At 66.0% G+C, this 25,883-nt stretch carries 18 protein-coding genes and 1 pseudogene; 1 reads left to right on the forward strand and 18 read right to left on the reverse strand.

Annotated elements, in window-relative coordinates; translation table 11 throughout:
- Positions 1-127 precede the first annotated feature (127 nt).
- From menC to GT590_RS00735, 6 genes and pseudogenes are all read right to left on the reverse strand, one after another.
- Complete coding sequence (menC, locus tag GT590_RS00710; RefSeq protein ID WP_009608504.1) at positions 128-2,995, reverse strand: o-succinylbenzoate synthase; 2,868 nt, start codon at positions 2,993-2,995, stop codon at positions 128-130.
- Positions 2,996-3,043: 48 nt separating this feature from the next.
- Positions 3,044-3,883: a 1,4-dihydroxy-2-naphthoyl-CoA synthase gene (gene menB, locus GT590_RS00715; RefSeq protein ID WP_114519812.1), complete on the reverse strand. Its 840-nt coding sequence runs from the start codon at positions 3,881-3,883 to the stop codon at positions 3,044-3,046.
- A 163-nt stretch (positions 3,884-4,046) separates the two neighbouring features.
- Positions 4,047-6,830: pseudogene (locus GT590_RS00720) on the reverse strand (phosphoenolpyruvate carboxylase).
- A gap of 711 nt (positions 6,831-7,541) precedes the next feature.
- Complete coding sequence (locus tag GT590_RS00725) at positions 7,542-8,465, reverse strand: alpha/beta fold hydrolase (RefSeq protein ID WP_015761489.1); 924 nt, start codon at positions 8,463-8,465, stop codon at positions 7,542-7,544.
- A gap of 343 nt (positions 8,466-8,808) precedes the next feature.
- Positions 8,809-10,635 (reverse strand): 2-succinyl-5-enolpyruvyl-6-hydroxy-3-cyclohexene-1-carboxylic-acid synthase, encoded by a 1,827-nt coding sequence (menD, locus tag GT590_RS00730; RefSeq protein ID WP_161170785.1) that lies wholly within the window; start codon positions 10,633-10,635, stop codon positions 8,809-8,811.
- Entirely contained in the window at positions 10,632-12,104 is a 1,473-nt protein-coding gene (locus GT590_RS00735; RefSeq protein ID WP_009305334.1) for an isochorismate synthase MenF, read from the reverse strand. Before GT590_RS00735 ends, menD begins: the two co-directional genes overlap by 4 nt.
- A gap of 157 nt (positions 12,105-12,261) precedes the next feature.
- Here GT590_RS00735 and mscL point away from each other — a divergent pair, with 157 nt between their 5' ends.
- Positions 12,262-12,723, forward strand: a complete 462-nt coding sequence (gene mscL, locus GT590_RS00740; RefSeq protein ID WP_009305335.1) for a large conductance mechanosensitive channel protein MscL — start codon at positions 12,262-12,264, stop codon at positions 12,721-12,723.
- A 6-nt stretch (positions 12,724-12,729) separates the two neighbouring features.
- On the opposite strand, the gene nhaA is transcribed toward mscL, so the two are convergent.
- The 12 genes from nhaA to serS form a co-directional block, all read right to left on the reverse strand.
- Entirely contained in the window at positions 12,730-14,295 is a 1,566-nt protein-coding gene (gene nhaA / locus GT590_RS00745) for a Na+/H+ antiporter NhaA (protein WP_009305336.1), read from the reverse strand.
- A gap of 75 nt (positions 14,296-14,370) precedes the next feature.
- Positions 14,371-14,760 (reverse strand): anaerobic ribonucleoside-triphosphate reductase, encoded by a 390-nt coding sequence (gene nrdD, locus GT590_RS00750; protein WP_009305337.1) that lies wholly within the window; start codon positions 14,758-14,760, stop codon positions 14,371-14,373.
- Positions 14,761-15,015: 255 nt separating this feature from the next.
- On the reverse strand, positions 15,016-15,954 hold the full coding sequence (locus GT590_RS00755; RefSeq protein ID WP_015761493.1) for a helix-turn-helix transcriptional regulator: 939 nt from the start codon (positions 15,952-15,954) through the stop codon (positions 15,016-15,018).
- A gap of 884 nt (positions 15,955-16,838) precedes the next feature.
- Positions 16,839-17,777, reverse strand: coding sequence for an aldolase (locus GT590_RS00760; RefSeq protein WP_009305338.1), 939 nt, complete (start codon positions 17,775-17,777; stop codon positions 16,839-16,841).
- 482 nt (positions 17,778-18,259) lie between these two features.
- Positions 18,260-19,177 carry a TM2 domain-containing protein gene (locus GT590_RS00765; protein WP_009608499.1) on the reverse strand — a complete coding sequence of 306 codons (918 nt, stop codon included), beginning with the start codon at positions 19,175-19,177 and terminating at the stop codon, positions 18,260-18,262.
- A gap of 155 nt (positions 19,178-19,332) precedes the next feature.
- Complete coding sequence (locus GT590_RS00770) at positions 19,333-20,097, reverse strand: TVP38/TMEM64 family protein (protein ID WP_161170786.1); 765 nt, start codon at positions 20,095-20,097, stop codon at positions 19,333-19,335.
- Positions 20,090-21,073 carry a PRC-barrel domain-containing protein gene (locus tag GT590_RS00775; protein ID WP_009305341.1) on the reverse strand — a complete coding sequence of 328 codons (984 nt, stop codon included), beginning with the start codon at positions 21,071-21,073 and terminating at the stop codon, positions 20,090-20,092. Before GT590_RS00775 ends, GT590_RS00770 begins: the two co-directional genes overlap by 8 nt.
- Before the next feature lie 153 nt (positions 21,074-21,226).
- Entirely contained in the window at positions 21,227-21,763 is a 537-nt protein-coding gene (locus GT590_RS00780) for a YtxH domain-containing protein (protein WP_015761495.1), read from the reverse strand.
- Positions 21,764-21,943: 180 nt separating this feature from the next.
- Entirely contained in the window at positions 21,944-22,930 is a 987-nt protein-coding gene (locus GT590_RS00785; RefSeq protein WP_009608495.1) for a D-alanine--D-alanine ligase, read from the reverse strand.
- Positions 22,931-22,964: 34 nt separating this feature from the next.
- The gene (locus tag GT590_RS00790) at positions 22,965-23,438 is read right to left on the reverse strand and encodes a hypothetical protein (RefSeq protein WP_009305344.1); all 474 of its coding nucleotides are present in this window, start codon (positions 23,436-23,438) and stop codon (positions 22,965-22,967) included.
- On the reverse strand, positions 23,435-24,268 hold the full coding sequence (locus GT590_RS00795) for a hypothetical protein (protein WP_009305345.1): 834 nt from the start codon (positions 24,266-24,268) through the stop codon (positions 23,435-23,437). Before GT590_RS00795 ends, GT590_RS00790 begins: the two co-directional genes overlap by 4 nt.
- Positions 24,269-24,544: 276 nt before the next feature.
- Complete coding sequence (serS, locus tag GT590_RS00800; protein ID WP_009305347.1) at positions 24,545-25,834, reverse strand: serine--tRNA ligase; 1,290 nt, start codon at positions 25,832-25,834, stop codon at positions 24,545-24,547.
- Positions 25,835-25,883: the final 49 nt, after the last annotated feature.

Here is a 25,883-nt window from a genome sequence, read left to right on the forward strand (position 1 = left end):
ATGGACAACTGGTAGCATGATACTCCACAACATTGCATTCCGTCACACCGTTATGCAACATTTTGCATGCAGAGCGGTTGTCGTCCCGAGCGGAGCGCATGGCACGGAGATGGCAAGGGGCGGGACGTCACGCAATGACGAGGCGCTCCACGAGGACGTTTTCCAACGCCGAGCGGTTGAGGTCGCAACCCAGGCCGCTGGCATGGCCTTCGCGGTTGAGCGTCACCATGCCGCGCTCGGCCGTGTAGGGCGGATCGGTGATGTCGCAGGAGAAGTAACGAGCCGTGGCTCCGATGTCGCCGGGCGCACCCACCGCGCTCAGCGTCTCGAACGCGGCATGCAGGCGCCTGGACACGCCCGTGTCGTACATGCCGCCCATCCACACCTCGATGCCCCGCTTGCGCGCCATTTGCACGAAATCGAGCGCAGGCTGCACGCCGCCGCATTTTCCCAGCTTGAGGGCGTAGCACCGCAGCTCGGGCTGCGCCAACGCACGGGACAGGTCCTCGGGGCGCACGATGGACTCGTCGAGGCAGATGGGGGTGCGCAGCGTGCGCTGCAGACGCGCGAGGCGGCTGAACAGGTCGGTCGGCCCCACGGGGGGCAGGCGCCGCGGATCCAGCGGCTCCTCGATCCAGGCGACGTTCAGGCCGTCCAAGCCGCGCAGCTCCTCGGCTTCACGCTCCGAGAAGCTCTGGTTGGCGTCGAGCGTGATCATCATGTCGGGCAACGCGGCGCGCACGGCCTGCGCGCATGCGAGCGCGGTTCCCGGTTTCACCTTCAGCTTCACGCGCTTGTAGCCTGCCTCGGCGCAGCGGCGCGCGGCCGCGGCCGTCTCGACCGCGGAGCCCAGCCCGATCGCCGCGCCGGCCGGCACGGATGCCGAAGCGCCCGCGGTCGCGGCGTTCGCAGCCCCGCCGATCAGCTGCCATAGCGGCTTGCCGACGATCTTGCCGTACAGGTCCCACAGCGCAGGCTCGAGCGCGCCGCATGCCAACGGAAACGCCTTCGCCTCGGGAACGGCGGCGAAGGCGGCGCTCGCCTCGCTGGGATGCAGGAACGCCTCGCGCAGCACGATCGGAGCCAGAACGTCGTGGAGGATGCGCGCGTCCTGGTCGAGCGTTTCCGGCAGATACCAATCCGTCGGAAACGCCACGCACTCGCCCAGCCCCGTGCGACCGGCATGATCCGTCACTTCGACGATGATCGACTCGCGATGCGTCAGAGTGGCCTTGGCTGTTTTGAACGGCGTTTTGAACGGCAGCCGGATGCGGTGCAGCGTGACGCGCGCCACCTCGATGCGCTGGTCGTAGCGCCGCTCGAGCGCGACGCGGTCGATTTTCCCGATGCCCGTGCGCGGGAACTCGTCGAGCACGCACACGTGCTTCGGCAGGTACAGCTTCGACAGGCGCGGCGCCAAGCTGGTGCGAACGTACGACGCCAGCTGACGGTTCGTCAGGGATGCGAGCTGATCCGCCTGCGTCTGCGCTTGCGTCCGCTGCGCGTAGCGGCTCGCCCTCGGACGCGGCGCGGGCGCTTTCTCGCGCTCGACGAACGCAACAGGCCGTCTTCCCCAGCGGGCGTCGGGCGCGCCGAACACGTGGGCGTCGGATACCCCGGCCACGCGCAGCAGCTTCTCCTTGATCTCGGCCGGGTACACGTTCTCGCCGCCCGACACGAACATGTCCTCGGTGCGCTCCTTCACGAACAGCTTGCCGCCGTACAGCGCCGCCGTGTCCCCCGTCAGGAAGAAGCCGTCCACCGTGTACGCGGCGCGCGCGTTCAGGTAGCCGCCGAACAGGCCCGGGCCCTTCACGGCCAGGCGGCCGAACCCGTCGTCGCCGGGATCCACGATATGCGCCTCGTAGCCGGGCAGCAGGCGCAAGCCGCCGGTGAACGAAGCCGTCACCTGGGCGTGGGCGATTTGGCTGGACGTCTCGGTCATGCCGTAGCTTGCGTACACGCGCGCGCCCGCACGGCACGCGCGATCGAGCGTCTGCGGGTTGAGCGCGCCGCCGCCCAGCAGGATGCAGGAGTAGCGCGCGAGCGTTTCCGGCTTGTCCGCGGCCACCATGTCCTGCAGCATCTTATCGACCACCGACACGTGCGTCGCGCCCTTCTTCGCCGCGTCGGACAGCAGACGGACGGCGTCGAAGCGGCGGTACAGCACGAACGGGCTGCCGTTCAGCACGCTGCGCACGACGACCTGGAAACCGCCGATATGGTAGAGCGGCAGCACCGCCTGCCACATGCCCTCGCCGCGACGATTGAGCGTCCGGTTGGACGCTTCGGATGCGAAACAGATGTTTCCCCACGTCAGCGATACGGCCTTCGCACGCCCCGTGGTGCCCGACGTGAACATGACCACGGCGCGGGCGTCGAAGTCGAACACGTGCGCGGCGTGTTCGGCGAAGTGGATGACACTCTCGGCAGCATCCTGCTGCGCCACTTCGCTGCGACGGCGCAGCGACGCGCGGCCCGAGCTGGCGCGGCCGAGCGCCTTCGTAGTGCGGGGCTCGGCGGACGCCGCGTTCACGCGGGCGGCGAAGCTAGGGCGCACGCCGCGCCCCGTCGCACGGACGGCGGACGGTGCGGCCATCTCGCCCGTCAACATGGCCTTCGCGCCTTCCAACAGGCGCGACACGTTGGTCGCATCGACGCGCAACGAAGCCAGCGACACACCGGGCTTGCGGTCGATGTCCAGCAACCGACTGTACTTCTCGGCATCGGTCAGGCGGTTGTTGAGCGCGACCAACGCGAAGCCGCCATACGCGGCAGCCAGCATGACCAGCACGTACGCCGGATCGTTCGGCAGATCCACGGCGACGCAATCGCCCGGACGCACGCCGCGGTCCAGCAAGAGCCGCGCGAGCGCAGCGGACAGCATGCGCGTCTCGCGATACGAGTACGCCGTCTCGTTGCCCGCTTCGTCAACGTACGTGAAGCACGTGCGCTGCGGGAACTGTCGCACCGTGCTCTCGAACGCACCGATCATCGCTGCCGGATTCCTGCCTTTCGGTTGCCGCCTGCCAGACGTGCGATCTTACGGAAACTTGGGGAACTGGGTGAAGTCGGGAGCGCGCTTCTCCTTGAACGCGTCGCGACCCTCCTTCGCCTCGTCGGTGGTGTAGTACAGAAGCGTGGCGTCGCCGGCGAGCTGCTGGATGCCCGCAAGCCCGTCCGTCGCCGCGTTGAACGACGCCTTCATGAAACGCAGCGCCGTGGGGCTGAACTGCAGCATCTCGCGCGCCCACGCAACGCACTCGGCCTCCAGCTCCTCGAACGGAACCACCTTGTTGACCAGGCCCATCTCAAGCGCCTCGGCAGCCGTGTACTGGCGGCAGAGATACCAGATCTCGCGCGCCTTCTTCTGGCCCACGATGTTCGCCAGATAGCCCGCGCCGTACCCGGCGTCGAAGCTGCCCACCTTCGGGCCCGTCTGGCCGAACTTGGCAGTCTCGGCGGCGATGGAGAGGTCGCACAAGATGTGCAGCACGTGCCCGCCGCCGATGGCATAGCCGTTCACCATGGCAATGACGGGCTTGGGCACCACGCGGATAAGGCGCTGCAAGTCCAGCACGTTGAGGCGCGGGATGTTGTCCTCGCCCACGTAGCCGCCGTTGCCGCGGATCTTCTGGTCTCCGCCGGAGCAGAACGCCTCGTCCTCATGGCGGCCGCCGTGGTTGACGCCGGTCAGGATGATGACGCCGACGGACGCGTCGTCGCGCGCCTCGCTGAACGCGTCGTACAGCTCGGTGACGGTGAGCGGGGTGAACGCGTTGCGTCGCTCGGGCCGATTGATGCTGATCTTGGCGATACCGCCTGCTGTTTCGTAGATGATCTCGCGGTACGCCTTGCCCGCCTGCCACGCAATGTCGCCCATGGCCGTCCTTTCGTCGCGCGCCGTGAGAAGCGGCTGCGCCGTGTGTAGAAGGGGATCTCCGACTAGATGTTCCCTATAGTAGCGCGTATCGCGCGTTTTCGCACCTCAAAGCAAAATTTCTCCGGAAAGATCAGGTACACTTCGCCAATGGTTGAAGCGAGCGCTACCCCGTGTTCTGCAGGCCGGCGGAAACCCCGGTCACGGTGGCCAGGATGAGCCCCAGATACTCGGTCTTGACCTCGTCCGAAAGCTCTTCCTGTCGGTTTCGGATCACGCGCAACGCGCGCACTTGGGCAAGCGAGAGCGCGTCCACGTAAGGGTTGCGCACGCGGATGGCGCAACCAAGCACGCGGCGGTGCTGCAGCGGCCACTCGTCTCCCACGATGGCCAGCGCCCACGAACGCGTCAGCTGCATCTCGTCGAACACCGCCTGAGCCAGGTCGTCGCGGTCGCCCAGCGCCAAGTACATCTTCGCAATACGCGCGTCGGTTTTGGCGATGGACATCTCCACGTTGTCGACGAACGTGGCGAACAGAGGCCATTCGCGATACGCGCGCTGCAGAAGCTCCAGGTCACCCACCCGTTCGCACGCCGCGCCCAGGCCGTACCACGCAGCCAGGTTGATGCGCGCCTGCGACCACGAGAACACTCACGGGATGGTGCGCAGGTCGTCAAGCGATTGGGCTCCCAAGCCGCGCTTGGCAGGACGGCTGCCGATGGGCAGCAGGCCCACTTCGGCCAAAGGCGTGACGGTGGAGAACCACGGCGCGAAGCCGTCGGTATGCAGCAGATCCAGATAGCGCTCGTAGGCGGCTTCGTTCAAACGCGCGGCCACATCGGAGAAGCGTACGGATGCCTCGGTGTTGACGCGCTCGACCGACGGCGCCGAGTTCATGAGCGTGGCCGCCGCGACGCTTTCGATATGGCGCAGCGCAAGCGAGCGGTTGCCGTAACGTGCGAAGATGACCTCGCCCTGCTCGGTCACCTTGAATCGGCAGTTCACCGACCCCTTCGGCTGCGCGAGCACCGCGCGGTTCGCCGGCCCGCCCCCGCGGCCCACCGCGCCGCCGCGACCGTGCATGAGCACGACGTCGATGCCGCGCTCCTCGGCCCAGCGGGCGATGCGCTCCTGCGCGGAATGCAGGGCGAGCGTGGCGGTGACGGGGCCGGCGTCCTTCGAAGAGTCCGAGTAGCCCAGCATGACCTCCATGCGTCGACCCGTCTGCGCCAGGCGGCGCTGCACGGCCGGCAGCTGCAGCATCCCGTCCAGCACGGTGACGCAGTTCTCCAAGTCCTCCAGCTGCTCGAACAAGGGAATCACGTCCAGCTCGGGCACGTCCTGCGCGTGCGAGAATGCGAGCTCTGCCAGCTCGTAGACGTCGGCCATGTGCCGAGCGCTCTTGGTGAACGACACGATGTAGCGTCGGGCCATCTTCTGCCCGTAGCGCTTCTGGATGGCGCCGATGGCGCGGAACGTGTCCAGCACCTCGCGCGTCATGGGGTCGAGCTTGCCCAGCACGCCATGGGAGCGGATATCGGCTAGCGCGCGTTCGTGCACGAGCGAGTGCTGGCGGAACTCCATTTCCACCATATGGAACCCGAACGTCGCAACCTGCCATATCAGCGTTTGCACGGGCCCGTACGCGGCGCGTGCGGCACCGGCGCGCGCGAGCGAGTCCTGCACCGTGCGCAGGTCGGCCAGCAGCTCTTCGGGCGACAGGTACATGATGTCGGCGTTGCGCGCCACGGTGCCCTCGAGGCGTGCGGCCATCACCAGCATGACGGCGCGGTGCGGCTCGAAGCCCAGGTCGTCGGCCACCCGTCCCGTCAGCGTCTCACTCATCTCCACGAGATGGCTCCACAGGTTCATAAGCTCTTCCGAGGGCGCGGTGTACCGCGACTCCAGCGTGAGGTTGCGCCCGATGTTGCGGCATTCTTGGGCCAGCTTGGCCACCATATGCGCGAAGTACTTCGCCGCCACGCGGCGCGACACCTTCGCTGTGACGTTCGGGTTCCCGTCGCGGTCCGACCCGATCCAGCTGCCCGGACGGAAGAACGCCGGGCACACGGGCGGCACGCTGCCGGCGTCCTCGCCCAGCACCCAGTCGTCGAAACGCCGGTACACCTGCGGCACTGTATCGAACAGCGTGTTGTCGAAGATGTCGATGACGGTGTCGGCCTCTTCCAGGGGCGTGGGCTTCTTGAGCTCGGTGGGCGAGGTGCGCACGAGCGCGTCGATCTCCTGCAGCATGTGGCGCTCGTTCTCCAGGAGAGCCGATCCGCCCAGGTAGGGATGCTCATCCAGCAACGCGGCGATACGGCGGATCTTGCCCTCTACCGCTTTGCGGCGCGCCTCAGTGGGGTGCGCGGTGAACACGGGGTGGAATTCCAAGCGACCCAGCAGCTCGGCCGTGCGTTCGGGGCCCACCTCGTCCAGCAGGTGGCCGTACGCCACCACCAGCTCGTTCGATGTGTCCACGGCCGACTCCATCGACACGTTGCGCTCCAACTCGCGCAGCGTTTCCACACGGTAGTTCTCCTCGGACAGGTTCGCCAGATGGAAGAACGACGTGAACGCGCGCACCACCACTTGCGCTTGGTCGACCGGCAACGCGTCGATGAGCTCGACGGCCTCGCGGAACGCCCGCGCGCCCTCGGTGTCGGCCGTGGGGATGCCCTGGGCATCGGTGGGCTCGTCTGCGGCGACGGTGCCCGGGTTGCCCTCGTTCGCCCTGATCATGCTGTTGAACAGACGGTCGAAGAGAGCGCAGACGGCCGGATCGTACTCCTTGAGCACCTTTCGCTCCATGCGGAGGAACAGCACGAGGTTGTCGCGCAGGCTCTCGGGGATCTCGATCTCCGTGTAGGACTTGATAGCCTCGGCGGTGTCCGACGCGCCTAGATGACGGTCGAGGGAAAGGGTTGTTCCGCCTTCGAGATCGGCCATGATGCCTCCTGCTCCTGGAAAATGAGACAAAGGGACGGCGTCAATGTCTCATTTCGCCTCGTTCGTTTCTTGCCGCGTCATTATACTCGTTCGGGAACGACCAGAGACAGACTGTAACGCAACCTCGACAAGAGGCGAGGAGCGAAACCGTTTCGCAGCCAGCGCAACTCGCGAATCGGCCCGAAACTCTTCTTGCGAATAGTGGATCGTTTTGTATAATAAGGGCGAGCCGCAGGGAGCGTGTACTCCCCACGGCTCTCGGATCGCTTCGGCGGTTTGGGTTTACTTGTGGCGCTCCTTTCCCCTACGGGTTAGGAGCGCGCTCCTTATCACCAGAAACAGCTCGATGACGCGGGTAGCGAACTCCAAGAGCAAAATCACCAACGAAGCAATCCCCAAAACGGTCATGGTCATCACCTCCAATCATCTAGAATATTGAGAGGGAGAGGCACCAAGCCGCCGGACCGAATCCGTACCTACAAGTATAGCGGGCCCGTTCTACGTTTCCATGGCGTGCAACACCATGGAAAGTCTGCTCGATCTTGCGCGTTTCCAACGCCGTTCCCGCGCGCATTCCACGTTTCTTGCCTCCTTTTCCAATACGGATTCCGCGCGCTTTGCCATCGTTTCTCACGCGAATCGGAAGCGGGCGCTCGGCGCTCCGGCTTGCATCGGCGGCAGCCCAACGCGCCGTCCATCCGGCTCCTCGCGTCATTTCCTCAGAAACGACGCTACTTCCTTGGCAAAGGTGGCGGGGGCTTCCAGGTGGGCGTTATGGCCCGCGCCGGGAATGATGCAGACCGTCGCACCCGCTTCGGCAGCTTGAGCTGCGAGGGCGCGGTACTTCTCGTCGCGCTCGCCCGCCAGGTAGAGCAACGGCGTGCCGCCGGCGCGCAGGACGGCGAGCGTTTCGAGCGTTTCCGCACGCGAGGGCATGACGTGCTGGCCGGCTTGCTCGAACGTGCGCGCAAGAGCCTCGGCGTCGTTCGCCATGCGCCCCGCGCGCAGGCGCTCGCGCACGTCCGGCGGCAGGTCGCGCTGGCTGGCGAACAGGGGCAGCTGCTCCCAGAAATCCATGAAGGCTTCCAGGCCGTCGGCGCGCAGACGGGTCGCGCAGGCGGCATCGCGCTTGGCGACCGCTTCGCGCTCGGCCTGCGTGGCGGGGCCGAACCCGGCGGCTTCCAGGATGACCGCGGAGAACGCGCGCGGGTCGCGACGCAACGCTGCAAGCGTCACGCGGCCGCCCATGGAGTAGCCGAGAACCGCGGGACGGACGCCCTCGACATCGGCGATCAAGCGCGCGAAGGCCAGCAGCGCCTCGCCCTGCGCGTCCAGCGCGTAAGCGCGCGGATTGGCCGGGCGCTCGCTTCCACCGTGTCCCACCAGGTCGAGGGCGTACACCGGCCGGCCGGTTGCGGCCAGCTCGCTCGCCGTCGCGTTCCATGACGCCGAGCTCTGCGCGAACCCGTGCAGCAAGATAAGGGGCACAGCGGACTCGCGGCACGCGGCAGCAATCGCGCAGCCCTCGTCGGGCGCAAGGTCGGCCGCAGAAGCCTCAGCCGCCGGCGCTTTCCACACCTGAAACGAGAAGGATGCTCCACCGCACGAGAAGCGGCGCGTCTCGACGGCGCTCATCATCGGATCCCAAGAGCGCGTGCCGCAGCGCCATGCTCCACGCAACCGAGAAACGGCGAGCGCGTGCCGCGGAATTCGGCCGGAACCTCAAAATGTGGCACGGATCTACGGATTGGGCACGCTTTCGCCTCGGAAATCACCTGAAGAGCCGATGTGTCTCGACATAATCCCAGGTCGCGGTTTTTCTCGGTCGAAACCTTCTGCCCTAACCGTACATTCGTGCCACATTTTGAGAACCGAACCGCGAAACCCCCGCTCGAACCACCGTCGTCGAACGGGCGCTTACCGCATTCGCCAGACGTCCACGCCATCCGCCTCACCTCCCGACTTCGCCGCTCGCGGCTTACGACCAGTACGGGGCGTAGCGTTCGGGGAGGCCTTCGAGGGGCACGCGCACCTCGACGAGCGAGATGCCCGGCACGCCAAGCGCTTCGTCGTAGGCCGCGTCGAACTCGGCCACGGTTTCCACCAGGCGGTGCGGTACGCCGAACGCCTGGGCGGCGGCGCCGAACTCCACGTCCTGGGGCGTGAGGAACAGCCGCTCGAAGTACGCGTCTTCCGAGCGTTGGGGCAGCATGTCGAAGATGCCGCCGCCGTTGTTGTTCAGCAGCACGATGACGATGCTGCGATCCAGGCCGCCCGACGCGCGCTGCACGCGCAGCTCGCGCTGCAACGCCAGCGCGTTCAGGTCGTGCAGCAGCGTCAAGTCGCCCGTGAGCAGGGTCGTTTGCTCGAAATGCTGCGCGGCGCCCAGCGCCGTGGACACGGTTCCGTCGATGCCGTTCAGCCCGCGGTTGCACAGCACCGTCAGCCGCCTGCCGCCCTTCGCATAGAACGTGTCGAGGGCGCGCACGCTCATGGAGTTCGCCGCGAACAGGCACGACCCCTCCGGGGCGCGCTCGGCCACGCGGCGCACGAACGCGCCTTCGAACCCGGCTTCCACCGCATCCACCGCATCGACGCGCGCGCCGGCTGCGGCGTTCGCCTCCAACCACGCCGCCGCGAAAGCACTCTGCCGGTCGTCAGCGGCATCTTCGCCGCCGAGGCTCTGCTTTGCCGCCAGCATCGTTTGCGAGAAATCGAGCGGCGTACAGCGCAGGTGCACGTCGGTGGCGCAGTTGAAATCGCGCGTCTCGAGCGGATCCACCACGATGTTGATCGCGCCCGCGTTCGCCAAAAACGCGGTGGCGCGCTTCGACACCGGATAACGGCCGAAGCGGATGACCGCCTCGGGAACCAGTGCATCGAATGGAGCGCCTAGCACGGTGTCGTACCGGTCGATGACCAGCGGGTCGGCGGCGGTGCGCAAGCCCGAAAGCGGATCGGCCAGCAGCGGGTACTCGAACGACTCGGCCCAGGCCAACAGCGCACCCATCTCGTCCGTCGTCGCGCACGACCCCTCGCCCGCCGCCACCAGCACCCGACGACCGCGCAGCAGTTCGAGCACGCGAGCGGAATCCATCGGATCGAGGTAAGTCGACGGATGGATGAGGCGCAGATCGGACGGCGCATTCAACGCGCTTCGGCCGGTTTCGAACAGCCCTTCGACCCGCAGGTCGGGCTTGAGCGGTTCGTCGAACGGGAAGTTGAAGTGCACGGGCCCGCCCAGGCACGCGCCTGCGATGCGCGGTGCGCCCTCGCCGTCCGTCGCGCGCCCGGCCGCCTCCCCGCCTGCGGCGATGCACGCCTCGCGCGCAGCTTGGCGCGCGAACGCGATGGCGGCCGCATCGGCAGCGGGCTCGGGCATGTTGCGGAACGCGCGCACGTGCGAGCCGTACGCGTTCAACTGGTCGCACGTTTGCGGCGCGCCCAAGCCTTGCAGTCGCGCCGGACGGTCGCCCGTCAGCACGACGAGCGGCACGCGTGACGACTCGGCCTCCAACACGGCCGGGTAGTAGTTCGCCACCGCGGTGCCGGATGTGCAGATGACGGCCGCCGGTTGCCCACTCGCCTTCGCCAGCCCCAATGCGAAGAACGCGGCGCCGCGCTCGTCCACGTCCACGAACAACCGAAGACGATCGGGGAAGCGGCGCGACAGCTCGTAGGCCGTCATGGCCAGCGGCGTCGAGCGCGACCCGGGGCTGACCACCACGTCGTGCACGCCCCATCGTTCCAGCTCGTCGAAGAACGCGCCCAGGAACAGGGCGCTGGCTGTAGGATCGGCCCTCATCGCGCACCCCCGTCACTCGTATGTCGCCGGTCGTTCGTAACGTCAGCGAGGGTTTCCGCGGTGCCCAAGCTGGGGTCGATGGCGGGGGCGTGGCGCGCCTCGCAGGAAGTCCCCGCAGGGGATACTTTGGTACGCGAGTCTTCGTCAGCGGCCACAGATCGGGTGCTGCGGGAAGCCGCAGCGTCGACTCGTTCCGTCGGCTGACAAGCCGACGGAACCTCTTCCCCGTCGAACGCCGACAGGACCGTCTTCAGCTTCATGCCGATTTCGTCGTACTCGTCGTCGGCCACGCTGCCCTCGACGATGCCGCAGCCGGCGTACACCCAGCCCACCTCGCCGTCGAACACGCCGGTGCGCAGCGCCACGGAGAACTCGCCGTCGCCCGCGCCGTCCACGTAGCCGCAAGCGCCCGCGAAGAACCCGCGGTTGTACGCTTCGATGCTCCTGATCAGCATCTGCGCCTCGCCCACCGGCGTGCCCGCCACGGCGGGCGTGGGATGCAGATCGTCCTTCATCGTTCCCAGGTCGACGCCTTCCAACATGCGCGCGCGGGCGGGCGTGCACAGGTGCTGCACGTGGGTGAGCGGCAGGATGCCCGGCTGGGCGGGCACGTCGACGTCGTAGCATGTGCGGTTGAACACCTCTCGAATGAACCGCACCACGTAGTCGTGCTCGGCGCGGTTCTTCGCGTCGGCCATCAGCTCATCGGCCAACCGCGCGCGCTCTTCCTCGGTGGCGCCGGCGGGACACGTGCCGGCCAGGCACATGCTCTCCACCTCGTTGCCGCGCTTGCGTACCAGCAGCTCGGGCGTGCAGCCGCAGAAGAACACGTCGGCGTAGCGGTACAGCAGCACGGTGCCGCGCGCCGAGCCGTCGATGAGGTTCACCAACAGGTCCTTCGACGAGAACGGCTCCAGCGCCTCGAGGCGCTGGCGGCGCGACAGCACCACCTTGCTGATGCGCCCCCGCCCGATGGCGTCGAGCGCCGCTTCCACGTTCGCGCGCCACGCGTCACGCGAGTCGGGCTCCAGCTTGAACGGGATGGTACGGCGGTTGCGACGCGGCGCAGCGGCGGCTTGGCGGGCGAACCGCGCGATGCGGCCAGGATAGACCGGGCTCAACGAGTTCACCTGCAAATACGCGCCGCGATCGTCCTCGACGAGGATCACTTCGGGCAGCATGAACTTCAAGCGGGGAAATGCCTCGAACAGCTCGTCGGTCGGCGACGGGTTCTCGGCGTCGAAACGGTTGAACGAGAAGAAGACGGGCTGCTGGCCGACGGGGCCTTCGAGCTCGCATTCGATGCCGTCGAGCGCAGGCAGCGCAATGCAGCGCCCCATGCCCATGAAGCGGACGGGGCGGTCTTTGCGATAGTAGACGAACTGGTCGGTGAAACCCTTCTGCAGCGCGCAATACGCATCGACGATGTCGGCCTCGATCGGTTGCGTGTATGAAAAGATTCTCGTCATCGTGGCCTCTCCCGCCTTCGTCGCCTTGCTCCCGGCGCGCCGAATCGTCAACGATTTCCGCGCCCGCATCGCATTCTAGCACGACGTCTTCTACACTATTCCTGTCCGACGGCGGACGCACGCATCCTCGCCCGCAAGCACGCAAGAAAGGCACACTATGAAAAAGTTCTTCGAGGAGTTCAAGGAGTTCATCAATCAGGGCAACGTCATGGACCTGGCCGTAGCGGTGGTCATCGGCACGGCATTCACGGCCATCGTGAACTCGGTGGTGAGCGACCTCATCATGCCGTTGATCTCGCTGGTCACGGGCGGTATCGATTTCTCGGACATGAAGATACCCCTGGGCACGGGGCCCGATGCGGCCGCGTTCACCTACGGAAACTTCATCAACGCGGTCATCCAGTTCCTCATCATCGCGCTGGTGGTGTTCCTCATCGTGAAGGCCCTCAGCCGGGCGCGCATGCTGACGCGCCGGGGCAAGCATATCGAAGAGCAGGATGCCCCGAAATGCCCCTTCTGCCTCGAGGAAGTGAACGAGGGCGCCACCCGCTGCCCGCACTGCACCGCCGAGCTGCCCGCCCCGGCCGCGGCGGCCGCGAAAGCGGGAGGCGAAGCGTAGGGCATCTCAACGGATAGGCTCCTCATCTTCCTCGTCGGTCACGGCGCGCAGGATGAAGAATCCCGCGATGCCGGCGATCAGCGATGCCGCCAGGATAGCCGCTTTCGCCATGGCGATCATGTTCGGGTCGACGAACGCGAGGTTCGTCACGAAGATGGCCATGGTGAAGCCCACGCCGCCCAGAACCGACACGCCTCCGATATGGCCCCAGTTCACGCCCTGCGGCAGATCGGACAGCTTCAGCTTCACGGTGAGCCACGTGGCCAGGAAGATGCCCAGCGGCTTGCCGAACAGCAGACCGCAGAACACGCCGATGGTCACCGGGTTCGTGACGATGGACAAGGGATCCATGCCCGTCAGCACCACGCTGGCGTTCGAGAACGCGAACAGCGGCAGGATGAAGAAGTACACGGGGATGTGCAGGCGATGGTCGAGGCGCGTGATAGGCGGGATGGACAAGCGCGACACGCGGCCGATCTCGGCCACCTCGGACAGGTACTCCTTCTGCACGATGTCGGGCTCGCCGGGGTCGTAGCGATCATCGGCGCGACGGGCGCGGGCGGCGAACCAGCTCGGAGCGCGGTCGAGCTTCACCTGCGAGCGCGCCGGGATGGCAAGCGCCAGCAGCACGCCGGCGATGGTGGCGTGCACGCCCGACATGAGAAAGCACGCCCACATCCCCAGGCCCACGACGAGGTACGGCAGCAGATCGTAGATGTGCAGCCGGTTGAACACGATGAGCACGGCGAACAGGCCCAAACCCCCGGCCAGCCACGCCACGTCGAGGTTCGCGGTGTAGAAGACGGCGATCACCATGATGGCGATGATGTCGTCGGCGATGGTGAGCGTCGAGAGGAACGAGCGCAGCCCCGCCGGGATGCGGCTTCCCAACAGCGCGAGAATGCCCAGGCAGAACGCGATATCGTTCGCCATGGGAACGCCCCAGCCCTGCTCGAACCCGCTGCCGACGTTCACCGCCGTGTACACGAGCGCAGGCACGATGGCGCCGCCCGCCGCGCCCAGGATGGGCAGCAGCGCCTTGCGCGGGTTCTTCAGCTCGCCCGCCGTCATCTCGAACTTGATCTCAAGGCCCACCAGCAGGAAGAAAATGGCCATGAGGAAGTCGTTGATGAAGTGCTCCAGCGAGAGGTGCGGCGCGAAATCGCCCAGCGAGATGCCGATGTCGAACGTGCGCCAGAACTCGGCGAAGTACGGCAGCACCGGCGTGTTCTCGATGACGAGCGCCGCCACGGCCGCGGCCAGCATGAGCATGGTCGCGCGCGTGGACGAGTGGGTGAATTCGAGCAGCTTGCGCTTGCGCCGATGGTGGCGGCGCACTTCCGGCTCGAGGATGCGCTCGGTGGGCGCACAGGTGGGATCGCCGCTCAGACAGGCGGGTGGCGCCTCGTCGTGCGGGGTACGGTCGGGGCGGGCAGGCAGCCGGCAGCCTTCACGCTGCGACGCCCGGTCAAGCTGCGCAGGTGCTTGACGGCGTTCGCGAACCTCGGAAACCTCGCGTCCTTCACGCGATGAGCGACTTTCTGATTCGGGTGTGGTTTTCTCAGATGGCATGAATACAGTATACGAAACGGGCTGCGGCCTCGCGGTCACAGCCCGGTAACGCGCGGAAGATTTTACAATGCAGCGTTAACAGCCGTTCGCGCACGCGAATGCGCGGTCGTCACGACAAACGCCGTGCTTGACGCGGTCGGATTCCTCGGAGGTTTTCGCATCGTTCCAGCGATCCATCGTTCCCACGAGATACCCCGTGATGCGACGGATGCGATCGAACGGCACCGGTGCCAGCTCGTAGCGGATGTCCACGTCCTCGCCGTCCACCAGCAGCGCGAGGCCGGTAACGGCGCTGTTCGGATGCTTCAGCGCGCCGCGCTCGAGGTAGGCGCGGATCTCCGTTTCGGTGACGTGCTGGTCGCCTTCGTTGGCATAGCCCACCAGCACGTCCACGCCGTCGACGGTCAGCCGCTCGTTGACCACCATGTCGCCCATCGCGTTCGCCACGCCCATAACCGCTTCCATGCCCCGCTCCTTACCGCGTTTGTTGCTCGGTCTTATATGTTATTGCAATAGTATCATTTATGGAAGGCGCGCGCCAGAGGAGGGAGGGAGCGATCTTGCAACATGGTCGGCCGGTCGGGGAGCGGCTGCGCATGGCGTTCGCTTCGGCGGGTGCATTATCGGCCCAAAGACACGGTTTTCGCGGGAATTCCGTGTCTTTGGGCCGATAATGCGTTCCGCCGTCCGCAAGATGGGCAGATGCGCGATTGGACTGCTCTATGCTTCCCCGTCGGACTGCGAGGGCTTGCGCTCGTGCGTTTCGTTGGAATGCGAAACGGACGGGGTGTCCGCGTCCGCGCCTGCCCCGGTTTCAGCCGCGCCCGCCGACTGCGCCAAGCGGGCTTGCATCGCCGCGACGAGGTGGGATGCGGCTTCGGCCTTACGCTCGGAGTCGCGATTGTAGCGAGCTACGTTAATGAGACAGACGACCATGGCGGCATGCACGAGCAGGGCGACGCTCGCCGCGAGTAATGCGAAAAGCAAGAGGGGGAGCGTCCCGTAGACGTTCCAGACGTTCGCCATCAGCCCCCATAGGTTCAGGGTATCGGCCAAAGCAATAGCTCCGGGACTGGCGAAGAAGAGGGATGCGCACAGCAGGACGAGCCCGCCGACGGCGCTGCGCTTCCCTTCCTTCCGTGCGGCGACCCTTTGGTCGTCCGTGTAGAAGTCCTCGATGTACGGGTGCCGCCGCCGGAACGACCCATGCACGGCGAACGCGCGGATCAGCAAGGCGAAGCCCACCGTGGCGCACGCGAAGTACGCGATGTACGGGCGCGCGCCGGGATTGGCTCCGTTCATGTTCGAGAAGGCGATGGCCACGCCGAATCCCGCGACGAACATCGCGAGGCCCGCCGGCACCGTCCACGCTCGGCGGCGCATGTGCTCGTCGTAGCCGCAGGCGTCGACGGGCGGCGCGTCCTCGGGCAGCGATCGCGTCGGGTCGGGCGCGCGGCCGGTTAGGTCGCCCCGCACCAGATCGTCCAGCGTGCATTCGAACAGATCGCACAGCTTGAGCAGCTTATCCATTTCGGGATAGCTTTTCTCGGCCTCCCACTTCGCCACCGACTGCCGGCTGACGCCGACGAGCATCGCAAGCTCGGACTGGGTCATGTTGCGCGTGTCGCGCAGGTGCTGAAGATTGTCCCTGAAGCTCATGGTCGATCTCCTCTCGCAGGGTGCGTCCGGCTGTTCCTTCGACTTGCATCATGCACCGAAACGGCGGTTACCTCAACCAACCTCGGGATGCTTTTTCGCGGCATCCGCTGCCAACCGGCGGTTGTCACCGCAGGTCAACGTCTGAAGAGCAGATCGTCTGATGACAAAAACGTACGGATGTTTCACGTGAAACACAGGAAGCCCCTCGAATGCACTCTGCGACATGGAAAGGACCCGATCCGGGTTGGCGCATGAAAACTGGGCGCTTTCGCACAAAAAGGCACGGTATGCGACGTCTTGCTGGAAACGACTTTTCGAACGGTTTCGTTTGTTTTGGAAAACGCCTGATCGAGATTGTAGTGCTTGGAGGAACGAGGGAAGCTTCTTCGACAGCATGGTCTGAAAAGCGCTTTTTGATCCTTCGAACGTCGCACGTCGCGGATTTTAGTGCATTGGAGAGGACATCGCATGCAAGGAGCATGCTAGAAAGGGAAACACGAGTTCCGTACAAATGTTTCACGTGAAACATTTCGGCTGGGGGCCGGAGCGAAATTGGTCGTGAGGCGATGGACGCGGGGGGCGTTGCGGCTTCGGCGGGTGCATTATCGGCCCAAAGACACGGTTTTCGCGGGAATTCCGTGCCTTTGGGCCGATAATGTGCTCCTCCGTCCGCAAGACGAGCAGATGCGCGATGTTGCGACGCGGGGCAACCGGCGCGGGACGCCACACGGGGCGGCGTTGCCGATTGCGCACAAGGCGGCTTCGTGCGAAGCAGGATCGACGTGGCTGGTTGAGCGCAAGGCGCCTTCATGCAAAGCGGAGCCGCCCTTTCGGACGGCCCCGCCGAGGTGCGCGATTGCGCGGCTACGCGGATCGCGTCAACCTTACAGCTTGAAATCCTCGTCGCCGTTGAAGACGTCGAGGGCGTCCTCCACGGAGTAGTCGGCCAGCGTGATGGCGCTGATGGCCTTCGTCAGGCGGACGGCCTCGTCCAGCGAGCGCTGGTGGATGTTGCGGCCGGTGGCGTTGCCCACGGCGCCGCCCGTGTGGATCTGGTCGTACAGCTGCGTGAGGAACGTCTCGGCGTCCACCGTCGAGCCGCCGGCGCACACGAGGCCCGTGCGGCCGGACGCCATCGTGGCGACCTTGAGGGCCTCGGCCGGCGAAGAGCCGTCCTCGGGCTTCGGCGGGTTCACCTTCACGAAGTCGGCGCCGAGGCACAGGGCCACGCCCGCCGCGCCCGCGATGAGCGCCGGATCCTTCTCGGCCTTGACGGCCTTGCCGCGGGGGTAGATCCACAGCACGACCAGCAGGCCGTTGGCGTGGGCCTGGGCGATGAGCTCGCCGGCCTCGGCCATCATGGTGGACTCGTACTCGCTGCCCAGGTAGATGGTGTAGCCGATGCCCACGATGTTCACGCCCGCCTCGCGCATGGCCAGCACGGCGTCCAGATCGTAGAGCTGCGGCGAATAGGGGTCGTCCTGGCTGCCGCCCACGATGTTGGTCTTGGAGTTCATCTTCACGAGGTAGTTGATCTCGGGATAGTCGGCGGCGTACTGCGCGATGAGCCCGCGCTGGCCCGCCAACACGCCGCACACGCCCTGGCGGCCGATCTCGAAGAGGTGCTGCGGCTCGGCATCGGCGATGTCGATGCCCTCGCCGTAGAAGTCCTTGTTGAGGTGCTCGATCTTCTGATCGCACGCAAACAGCATGAGACGGCCCGTTCCGCGCGTCGCCTTCATGAAGTTCTCGATGTACTCGTCACGGGATTCCGGCATGACGTCGGCCGGCACCCTCACCTGGTCACGAGTGATTTTGGGCATGGTTTCCTCCTTATAGGATCCAACTCAACGGATGAGGCTCAGAGCCTTATCGATACGGTCATTCTAGCGAAAAAGCGAGGCGGGACGCGCCGTTTCACCGAAAAACCCCGCGAACGAGCCACCGATTCGCGCGAAGCGCGGGCGGGCGGTAGGCGGAGGAGGCGCAACGGCGAACAAGCGGCACCCGACGGACAGTGCGCGAAGCGAGAACCCGGATGTTTCACGTGAAACATCCGGTCGCGCGAAGCGCGAACAGGGCGGGAGCGAAGCGACCCGCCCATGCGCCCGAAGGGCGCATATCGGACTCGCAGGTTGGCCGCGCAGGAGCGAAGCGACCTGCGCCTCGCGCGGAGCGCGAGCACGCGCTCGCAGGTTGGCGCAGTGAGCCAGCGAGGGCGGCCGTGGCGGCCGCCCTCTACGGGGACTTGCTTCGCGACACAGCGTCGGCAAGTTCCGGCGGCCGGGAGGCCGCCGGAACCAAACTAGAACCACTCGCGCTTGTTCAGCACGTAGATCTGCTCGAATTCAGTCTGGGACTTCGTGAGGTACAGGATGCCCTCGATGATGGCGATGACCCAGATCACCCATGATGCCAGCGAGAACGTCAGCACGCCGCCGATGATGGTGACAGCCAGCATGATGAAACCGGCGGTGTTGTAGCCCAGGTAGAACTTGTGGATGCCGAACGCGCCCAGGAAGATGGCCAGCAAACCGGCGGCCACGTGATCCTTCGTCGTGACCATAGGCTGGCTGTACGGCTGCTGGTAGTACGGTTGCTGATAGCCGTAGTACGGCTGCTGCGGAGGCACGGCTCCGGGGCCGGCATGCGGCGGTGTCTGCGGCGCGCCGTATCCGGGAGGAGCGTAATAGCCTGACGCAGGCTGGCCGGGAGCAGGAGGCGCACCCGCAGGCTGCGTGTAAGAAGCGGTGGAAGCAGAGGCGGCAGCCGGAGCCTGGGGCTGGGGCTGAGCCGGGGTAGCCTGCGGTGCAGCCGTAGGCGGAATCGCCTGAGCCGTCGAGTACGGAACCCACTCGGGCTCGGGTTCGGCAGCCTTGGCGGGCTCGGCAGGAGCCGCAGAAGGAGCCGCCGCAGAAGCCTCGGAAGCATCCTCCGTCGACGCATCCGTCGATGCGTCGCTCGGCGCCTCTTCCTTATCCTCGGACCCGGCATCGCACGAGACGACCGCCACATCCTCGACCACGACGGCTTCCACTTCGCCCGTCGCTTCGTCGACGACCACGGCTGCAACCGTCTCCTTTTCAACGTCGCATGCATCGTCGGACGTCGTCGCGGCAAGCTTCGCCTTCGCGGCTTCCAGTTTCTCCTGAGCGGCTTTGAGCTCCGCTTCAGCAGCGGCAACCTCGTCCGCTGCGCTATTCAAAGGTTCGTTGGTGGCCATGATGGACCCACCTCTCATTCTACAAATTGCGTCGATGTCCTGTACCGCCATAGTAGTGCGCGCCGTCGCATCCAAGGAGGTTTCGTCACAATACCGTCAACGACGTTCAGTATTTCTTAAGATTTGCGCATGGGCCGAAGAAAAGCCTGATCGCGTTAGCTGTCTTTATGCGAATGCTTCTCGAGCATTTTCATGATGCGCTCGCGAAAAACGATGCCCAACACGGCGATGACGGCCGCCACCGCGAAGATGATCGCGCTTTCCATAAGGCGTCCGTCAGCCAGCCCGTCGGCGGCGTAGGTGGACACCACGATGCCCGGAATGCGCCCCACGTTGGAGAGCAGCAAAAATGTGCGCATTCGCATGTCCGCGAGCGGCACGAGGTACGTGAACACGTCTTTCGGCAGACCCGGGATCAAAAACAGGATGAACACGATGATGTTCAGCTTGCCGGTTTTCTCGAACTTGCGGAACTTTTCGAGGTACTGCACGGGCACCATGCTCTGCACGAACGGCGCCCCCAGCTTGCGCACCAGCGCGAAGATGAACGCGCTGGAAATGACGCACCCTGCCAGAATGACCAGCGCGCCGATCCAGGGGCCGTACAGCAGGCCCGCCGCGATCTGCACCACCTCGCCGGGAATGAACGCCACGACGATCTGCAGAAACTGAAGTCCCAGCAGTATGAGGAACCCCACGGGACCCGCGCCGCGCACGTCGTTGATGATGCGGTCGAGGCCGCCCGGCTCGAACAACTCGTGGAAGTACGGCCATAGCATCACCACGATCAGCACCATGATGGCGAAGAACGCGATGAGCCCGACGAACTTGAAAATGTCGGCCTTCTCCATCTTATGGCCGCGCACCTCTACCTCTTGCTCGGCTTTTTCGTGCAGCTTGTCCTTCAGCTTGTCAGTCATCGTGGCGAGCCTTGTCGTACTCCTCTTTGAAGGCCGCGAACATGTTCTTCTTGGGCGCGGGCTTCTTGGCGGTCGTCTTCTTCTTGGGCGCGGTCGACGCGGGCTTCGCAGGCGCGGAAACGCCCTCGTCTTCCGCCTCGTCCGTCACGGCCAGAGCCTGGTCGTCGGAACCGGGCTTGACACCGCGCGCCTTGTCGTACTCCTCCTTGAACCCGGAGAACATCCCCTTCGTGGCGGCGATCTGCTTGCCCGTGGCGTACGCGCCCTTGTTCACCACTTCGCCGGTTTTCTTGGCGGCCTCGCTGACCACCGGCTTCGCCCTGTCCACCGTGGTGTGCACCTTGTCGACGGCGACGGCCGTGACCGCGCCGGCCTTCTCGGCCACGCCGCCCTCGGCAACCAGGTCCTTCGCGGCGTCGTCAACCAGCATCGCACCCAGCACCACTTCGTCGGTTTCGCGCCCCTCGGAGCCCACCTGCGCCAGCGCGGCACCCATTCCGCGGCGGAACCCCTTGACGAGGTCGGCCGGAATAGTGCGCTTGCCCAACAGTGCGTTGGCGGTGGCGCCCGAATCGGTGTCGAACGTGTCCACCATACCGGTGATGCGGTTGAAGGTGACGTTGCCCACCATGCCCAGCGAAGTACCGTCTTCGGTCATGACCGGCAGCCCCACCCACAGCACGCAATCGTCCCAGTTGACGCCCAGCGCCTTGCATGCGGCGCGGTCCGTGGCCTCGGGCACGTTGCGGATGGCGATGCGGCCGTCCACGATGTCGTAACCCTCGATGGATACGAACTTGTCCTTGCGGCGGAACATCCACAGCAGATCGGGGCGCTTCACGATGAAGCCGACGCAGCGCTTCTCTTTCGGGTGGAACACGAAACGGCGCACCTTGCCGATGCGCTTCGTACCGTTCTTGCCGCCCACGACGCGGACGCCCGTGAGCTCATGCGTAGTGATGAGTTTGCTTGCCATGGCCTTCTTCTCCACTCGACAACCTGCGCATTTGCCGCGGATGGAACCGCAACCCCCCAGCGCCGTTGCCCTGTCGGACAGTCAGGAAGCGGCGAGAGGGGCGGGGCTTGCGCCCACGTCGACCAACTCGCCGCTTCATGATAGATGCGTATGCTACTTGTCGTCGCCGGAGATCTTGTCGGCAGCGTCCTCGGCCTTGTCCTTCACGGCATCGGCCGCGCTCTGCGCCTTGTCCTCGGCCTTGTCGACGGCCTCGTGCGCCGTGTCGGCCGCGACAGGAATGGTGTCGCTCACCGCGTCGTGCGCCTGCTCGGCGTTCTTGGCCACCTGCGAGGCGATGCGCTGGCGCGCCGCTTCGATCTTGTCGCGAAGCTCGTCGTTCTTCTGCGAGAACGCCGGCTTGATGTTGTCGGCGGCTTCCTGCACGCGCTGCGTGGCCTGGCCGTACAGCTCTTGACCCTTGGCGGCCACGTCCTGCACGACTTCCTGACCCTTGGACGCGGCATCCTGATACGCGTGCTGCATGTTGGCGCCGGCCTGAGAGCCCAGCTCCTGCGCCTCGCCCCATGCCGCGCTCATCTTATCGGTGACCATAGCGCGCGTTTCCTGACCAGACCGGGGGGCGTACAGCAGCGCGACAACCGCACCGGCCAACCCACCAGCCAAAAAAGCTCCAAATTTGTTGCCCATGACGGCCTCCTTCGGGATGTTTGCCTGTTCGTTCATTATAGGGGCATCCGCGCAGCCCCATGCGCGAAAACATGAGCGCTCTATGATTCAGTTGCTGTTTCGTTGCCGACCGAACAGACGCGAAGACGGGCCGCCGGCCTACGACCCGTGAATCGCATACTGCGCTCTCGCCGCAAGCGGTTACCGCGCATATTGGCTGACCAGTTCGTTGAGGACGCCGGACAGCGACAAACCGGAGGCTTCGCAGGCGAGGGAGAACGGCGAAGATTCGGCCAGGGAGGGCGACACGTCCACCTCCAGGACGCGCGCCTGGGCTCCGTCCCAGACAAGATCAACGCGGGCGAGGTCGCGCACCTGATAGGCACGGCACACTTCCAAGGCGGCGCGCTCGATTTCGGCACGGATGGCCTGGGCATCGGCCTCGTCGTTCGACAACGAGGCGGGGCGCACAGGTGCGAACAGCTCGACCGCGCCCGGCGTGCGACAGGCGACCGTATCGCAGAAGCCCTCCTTCGCCACGATCTCCACCGGCGGCAGCGCGTAGGCATCCCAGCCGGAGCCCAGCACCGGCACGGTTACCTCAACGCCGTCGATCCACTGCTCGATGATGACGGCGTCGTCGAACGACAGCGCATCGGACACGGCTTCGCCCAGCTGGTCGACGGAATCAACGCGGCGCACGCCCGAAGCCGAAACGCCGTGCGCAGGCTTCACCGCCACGGGATACCCGCCGATCACGCGGTCTTCCACCAGGTCAAACGCCGTCGCAGCGCCCATGCTCTCGAACGCCTCGCGCGCGATGCAGACGCCCTGCGGCCAGGAAGCCGTCGGCTCATCGCCGGTGATGGCGCGGTAGGCCGCCATCTCGGAGCCGAGGGAGGATTTGTCCCAAGCGCGCCGGCACACGCTGGACGGCGATCCGACGAAGGGCACGCCCACGAATTCGAGCAGGCTCTGGACGGTTCCGTCCTCGCCGAGCTTGCCGTGCAGGGCGTTGAAGCACACGTCGGGACGCTCGACGCGCAGGGCGGAAACGAGGTCGGACGAAGCATCCAACAGCACCGTCCTATGGCCCGCCTCTTCAAGAGCTGCGCACACGTTCTTGGCGCTGGCCAGGGATAACTCGCGCTCGGTCGAGCTGCCGCCCGTCAACACTGCTACCTTCATGATGATGCTCCTTCTGCCGTCCACACAAGAGCGGCTAGCGTACCATCGCATCGCCGAGGAAGGCAATCGCATCGCGAAAAGCGCGCAAAGCGACCAGATCGTCGAGGAAGCTCACCTCGATGCGCGCGCGGCCCGCCGCCTCGTCCGTCCACTCGGTGGTGCCCACGAACACGGCATCGAGAGCGGCGCCGGCATCGGCGTAAGCGGCGGCCGAACCGGCTTCCGCGCCGTCGCCCCTGCGCACGGCCGCCCGCGTTTGAAAATCGATGACCAGGTGCTCCAACAGATGCGGCAGCGACGTGTGGTCCATGACGGCGGCGAAAGTGTCGCCCTCGTCGTTCACGCAGGCATGGCGCGGCACGTGCGGATGGGCCGCGCGAACGCGCGCCGCAAGCTCTGGCGTCGTGCGGCGCGGGACGCCGGGCGCCAGAACCACGTCGCACACCACGCGGTCGGCGCGCACCGTGAGCCGCTCGATGACAAGCGGGGCTGTGCCCTGCGCGCTCACGCGGGCAGGTCGCTCACATCGAACACGCCGCGCGTGCCGGATGCGGCAGCATCGTCGTTCTTGTCGACGGCGTCGGAGGCGCTGCCGCCTTCGTCTGCGGCTTCACTTGCAGAGGCGTCTTCCGGCCCAGAAGCGGAATCGGATTCCGGCTTCTGCCGATCGCCCGGGTCGGGCTCGGGCGCAGCCTCCGGCTCGGGTTCCGCCGCAGGCTCGGGCTCAGGCTCAGGCGCCACCGGCTCGCCCCTCTGCGGCGTAGCCTCCGCATCGTGCGACAGGCGGTCGAGCACCGTGTATCCAGCTCCCGACGGAGGTTCCTCCTGCGGCTGGCCCTGAATCGCGCGCACGAGCTGGTCGAACTGCCAGGCGATGTCGTCCGCCAGCGTAGAGAGCCATGTGTACCCGCTTCCATCGGAAATCACCAGCTGAGAGCGGTCGAGCGAGAAACGATAGCGGCCGGAGCCCTCCATGTTCCCGAACGTGTACGAGATGGTCTTCGCGTCCGTGTCCAGCTTGTACGACCAGCTCACATCTTCGGTCAGCTTGATAGTTTCGCCGTCGATGACCACGACGGCCGTGGTGCCGTGAGTTTGCCATTCGCCCTGGAACTCGGCTGCATCGTCGTAGCGCAGCCAACGGTCCCACGAGAACCCGCCCACGATCAGCAGGACGACCAGCAGCACCGAGCCGGCCACAACAAGCGGCCAGCGCTTTTTGCGCGGCTTCGCTTCCGCACGCTCGCGCCGACGCTTCCCGCGCTCGGCCTCGGTCGACGCTTCGGCCCCATCGTCTTTCGCAGCGTCATCGACGATTGCCGCCGCGTCCTCCTTCAACCTGGCGGCCGCCTTCGCCCTGACCTTTGCAGCGCGCGACGTCTGCTCGAGGGGCGTCTGCCCCTCATTCTCCTCAACGTGAGGCGTCCCGGCCGCTCGCGGCTTCGGTTTCGCAGGCGGCACGTCGGTGCGCTTCCGCGGCGCGACGCGGCCGGACGCCCCTGGCTTCGAGGCGTCCGTCGCGGGTGCGGCAGCGGTATTCGGTTTGCTGGTTCGTTTACGCTTCGTTGCCACGCTTGAAGGTTCCCTGGTTCTTTTCGATAGCTTCGCCTGCCGTTATTCCGGCGCGATGACCTCGACGCCGCCCATGTAGGGCACCAGCACGTCGGGCACGCGCACGGTGCCGTCGGGCTGCTGGTAGTTCTCGATGACGGCGGCCATGGTGCGACCCACCGCCAGGCCGGAGCCGTTCAGCGTGTGGACGTAGCGCGAGCCCTTGAAGTTCTCGGGGTCGCGGTACTTGATGTTCGCACGACGCGCCTGGAAGTCCGTGCAGTTCGAGCACGAGGAGATCTCCTTGTAGCCGTTGTACGACGGCAGCCACACCTCGAGGTCATACGTCTTGGCGGCGGAGAACCCGATGTCGCCCGTGCACAGGCTGATCACGCGGTACGGCAGGCCCAGCAGCTGCAGGATGTTCTCGGCGTCGGCCACCATGGCCTCCAGGTCGTCGAAGCTCTCCTCGGGCTTGGCGTACTTCACCATCTCCACCTTGTCGAACTGGTGCACGCGGATGAGCCCGCGCGTGTCGCGGCCGGCGCTGCCCGCCTCCTCGCGGAAGCACGGCGTGAACGCGCAGTACTTCAGCGGCAGCTGGCCGGCGTCCAGAACCTCGCCGGCGTGGATGTTCGTCAGCTGCACCTCGGCCGTGGGGATGAGGTACAGGCCCTCGGTGGTGTGGAACAGGTCTTCCTCGAACTTCGGCAGCTGGCCGGTGCCGGTGAGCGTCTCGGCGTTGGCCATGGCCGGGCACCACCATTCCTTGTAGCCGCGCGACGCGTGCGTGTCGGCCATGAAGTTGATGAGGGCGCGCTCCAGACGGGCGCCCAGGCCGCCCAGCAGGATGAAGCGGCTGGCGGCTAGCTTCACCGCCCGCTCGAAGTCGATGATGCCCAGCTCGGGGCCCAGATCCCAGTGCGGCTTCATCTCGAAGCCCTCGGCGGCGAAGTCGCGCGGCGCGCCCCAGCGGCGCACTTCGGGGTTGTCGTCCTCGTCGTCGCCCACCGGCGTGGAATCGGCCGGCATGTTCGGCGTGCGCAGCAGCACCTCGCGCAGGGCCTCGTCGGCCGCTTCGCGATCTTTGCCGATGACGGCCAGCTCGTCGTTGATGGCGCGCACGCGCTGCTTGGCGGCTTCGGCCTCGTCCTTCTGGCCGGCGGCCATCATCTGGCCGATCGACTTCGACGTGGCGTTGCGCTCGGCCTGCAGCGCCTCCTCCTTCGCGATGGCGGCGCGGCGAGTCTCGTCGAGCTCGGAGAAGCGCGCCGCGTCCCACGAAGCATGGCGGTTCTTCATCGCCTCGGCGACGGCTTCTTGGTTGTCGCGGACGAACTTGATGTCGAGCATAGTCGCGCTCCTTCACGATGGGAAACAATAGTGCCTTTAGTATACCTCA

Origin of the sequence: Eggerthella sp. BIOML-A1 (assembly GCF_009875595.1) — a bacterium.
GTDB classification, from domain to species: Bacteria; Actinomycetota; Coriobacteriia; order Coriobacteriales; family Eggerthellaceae; genus Eggerthella; species Eggerthella lenta.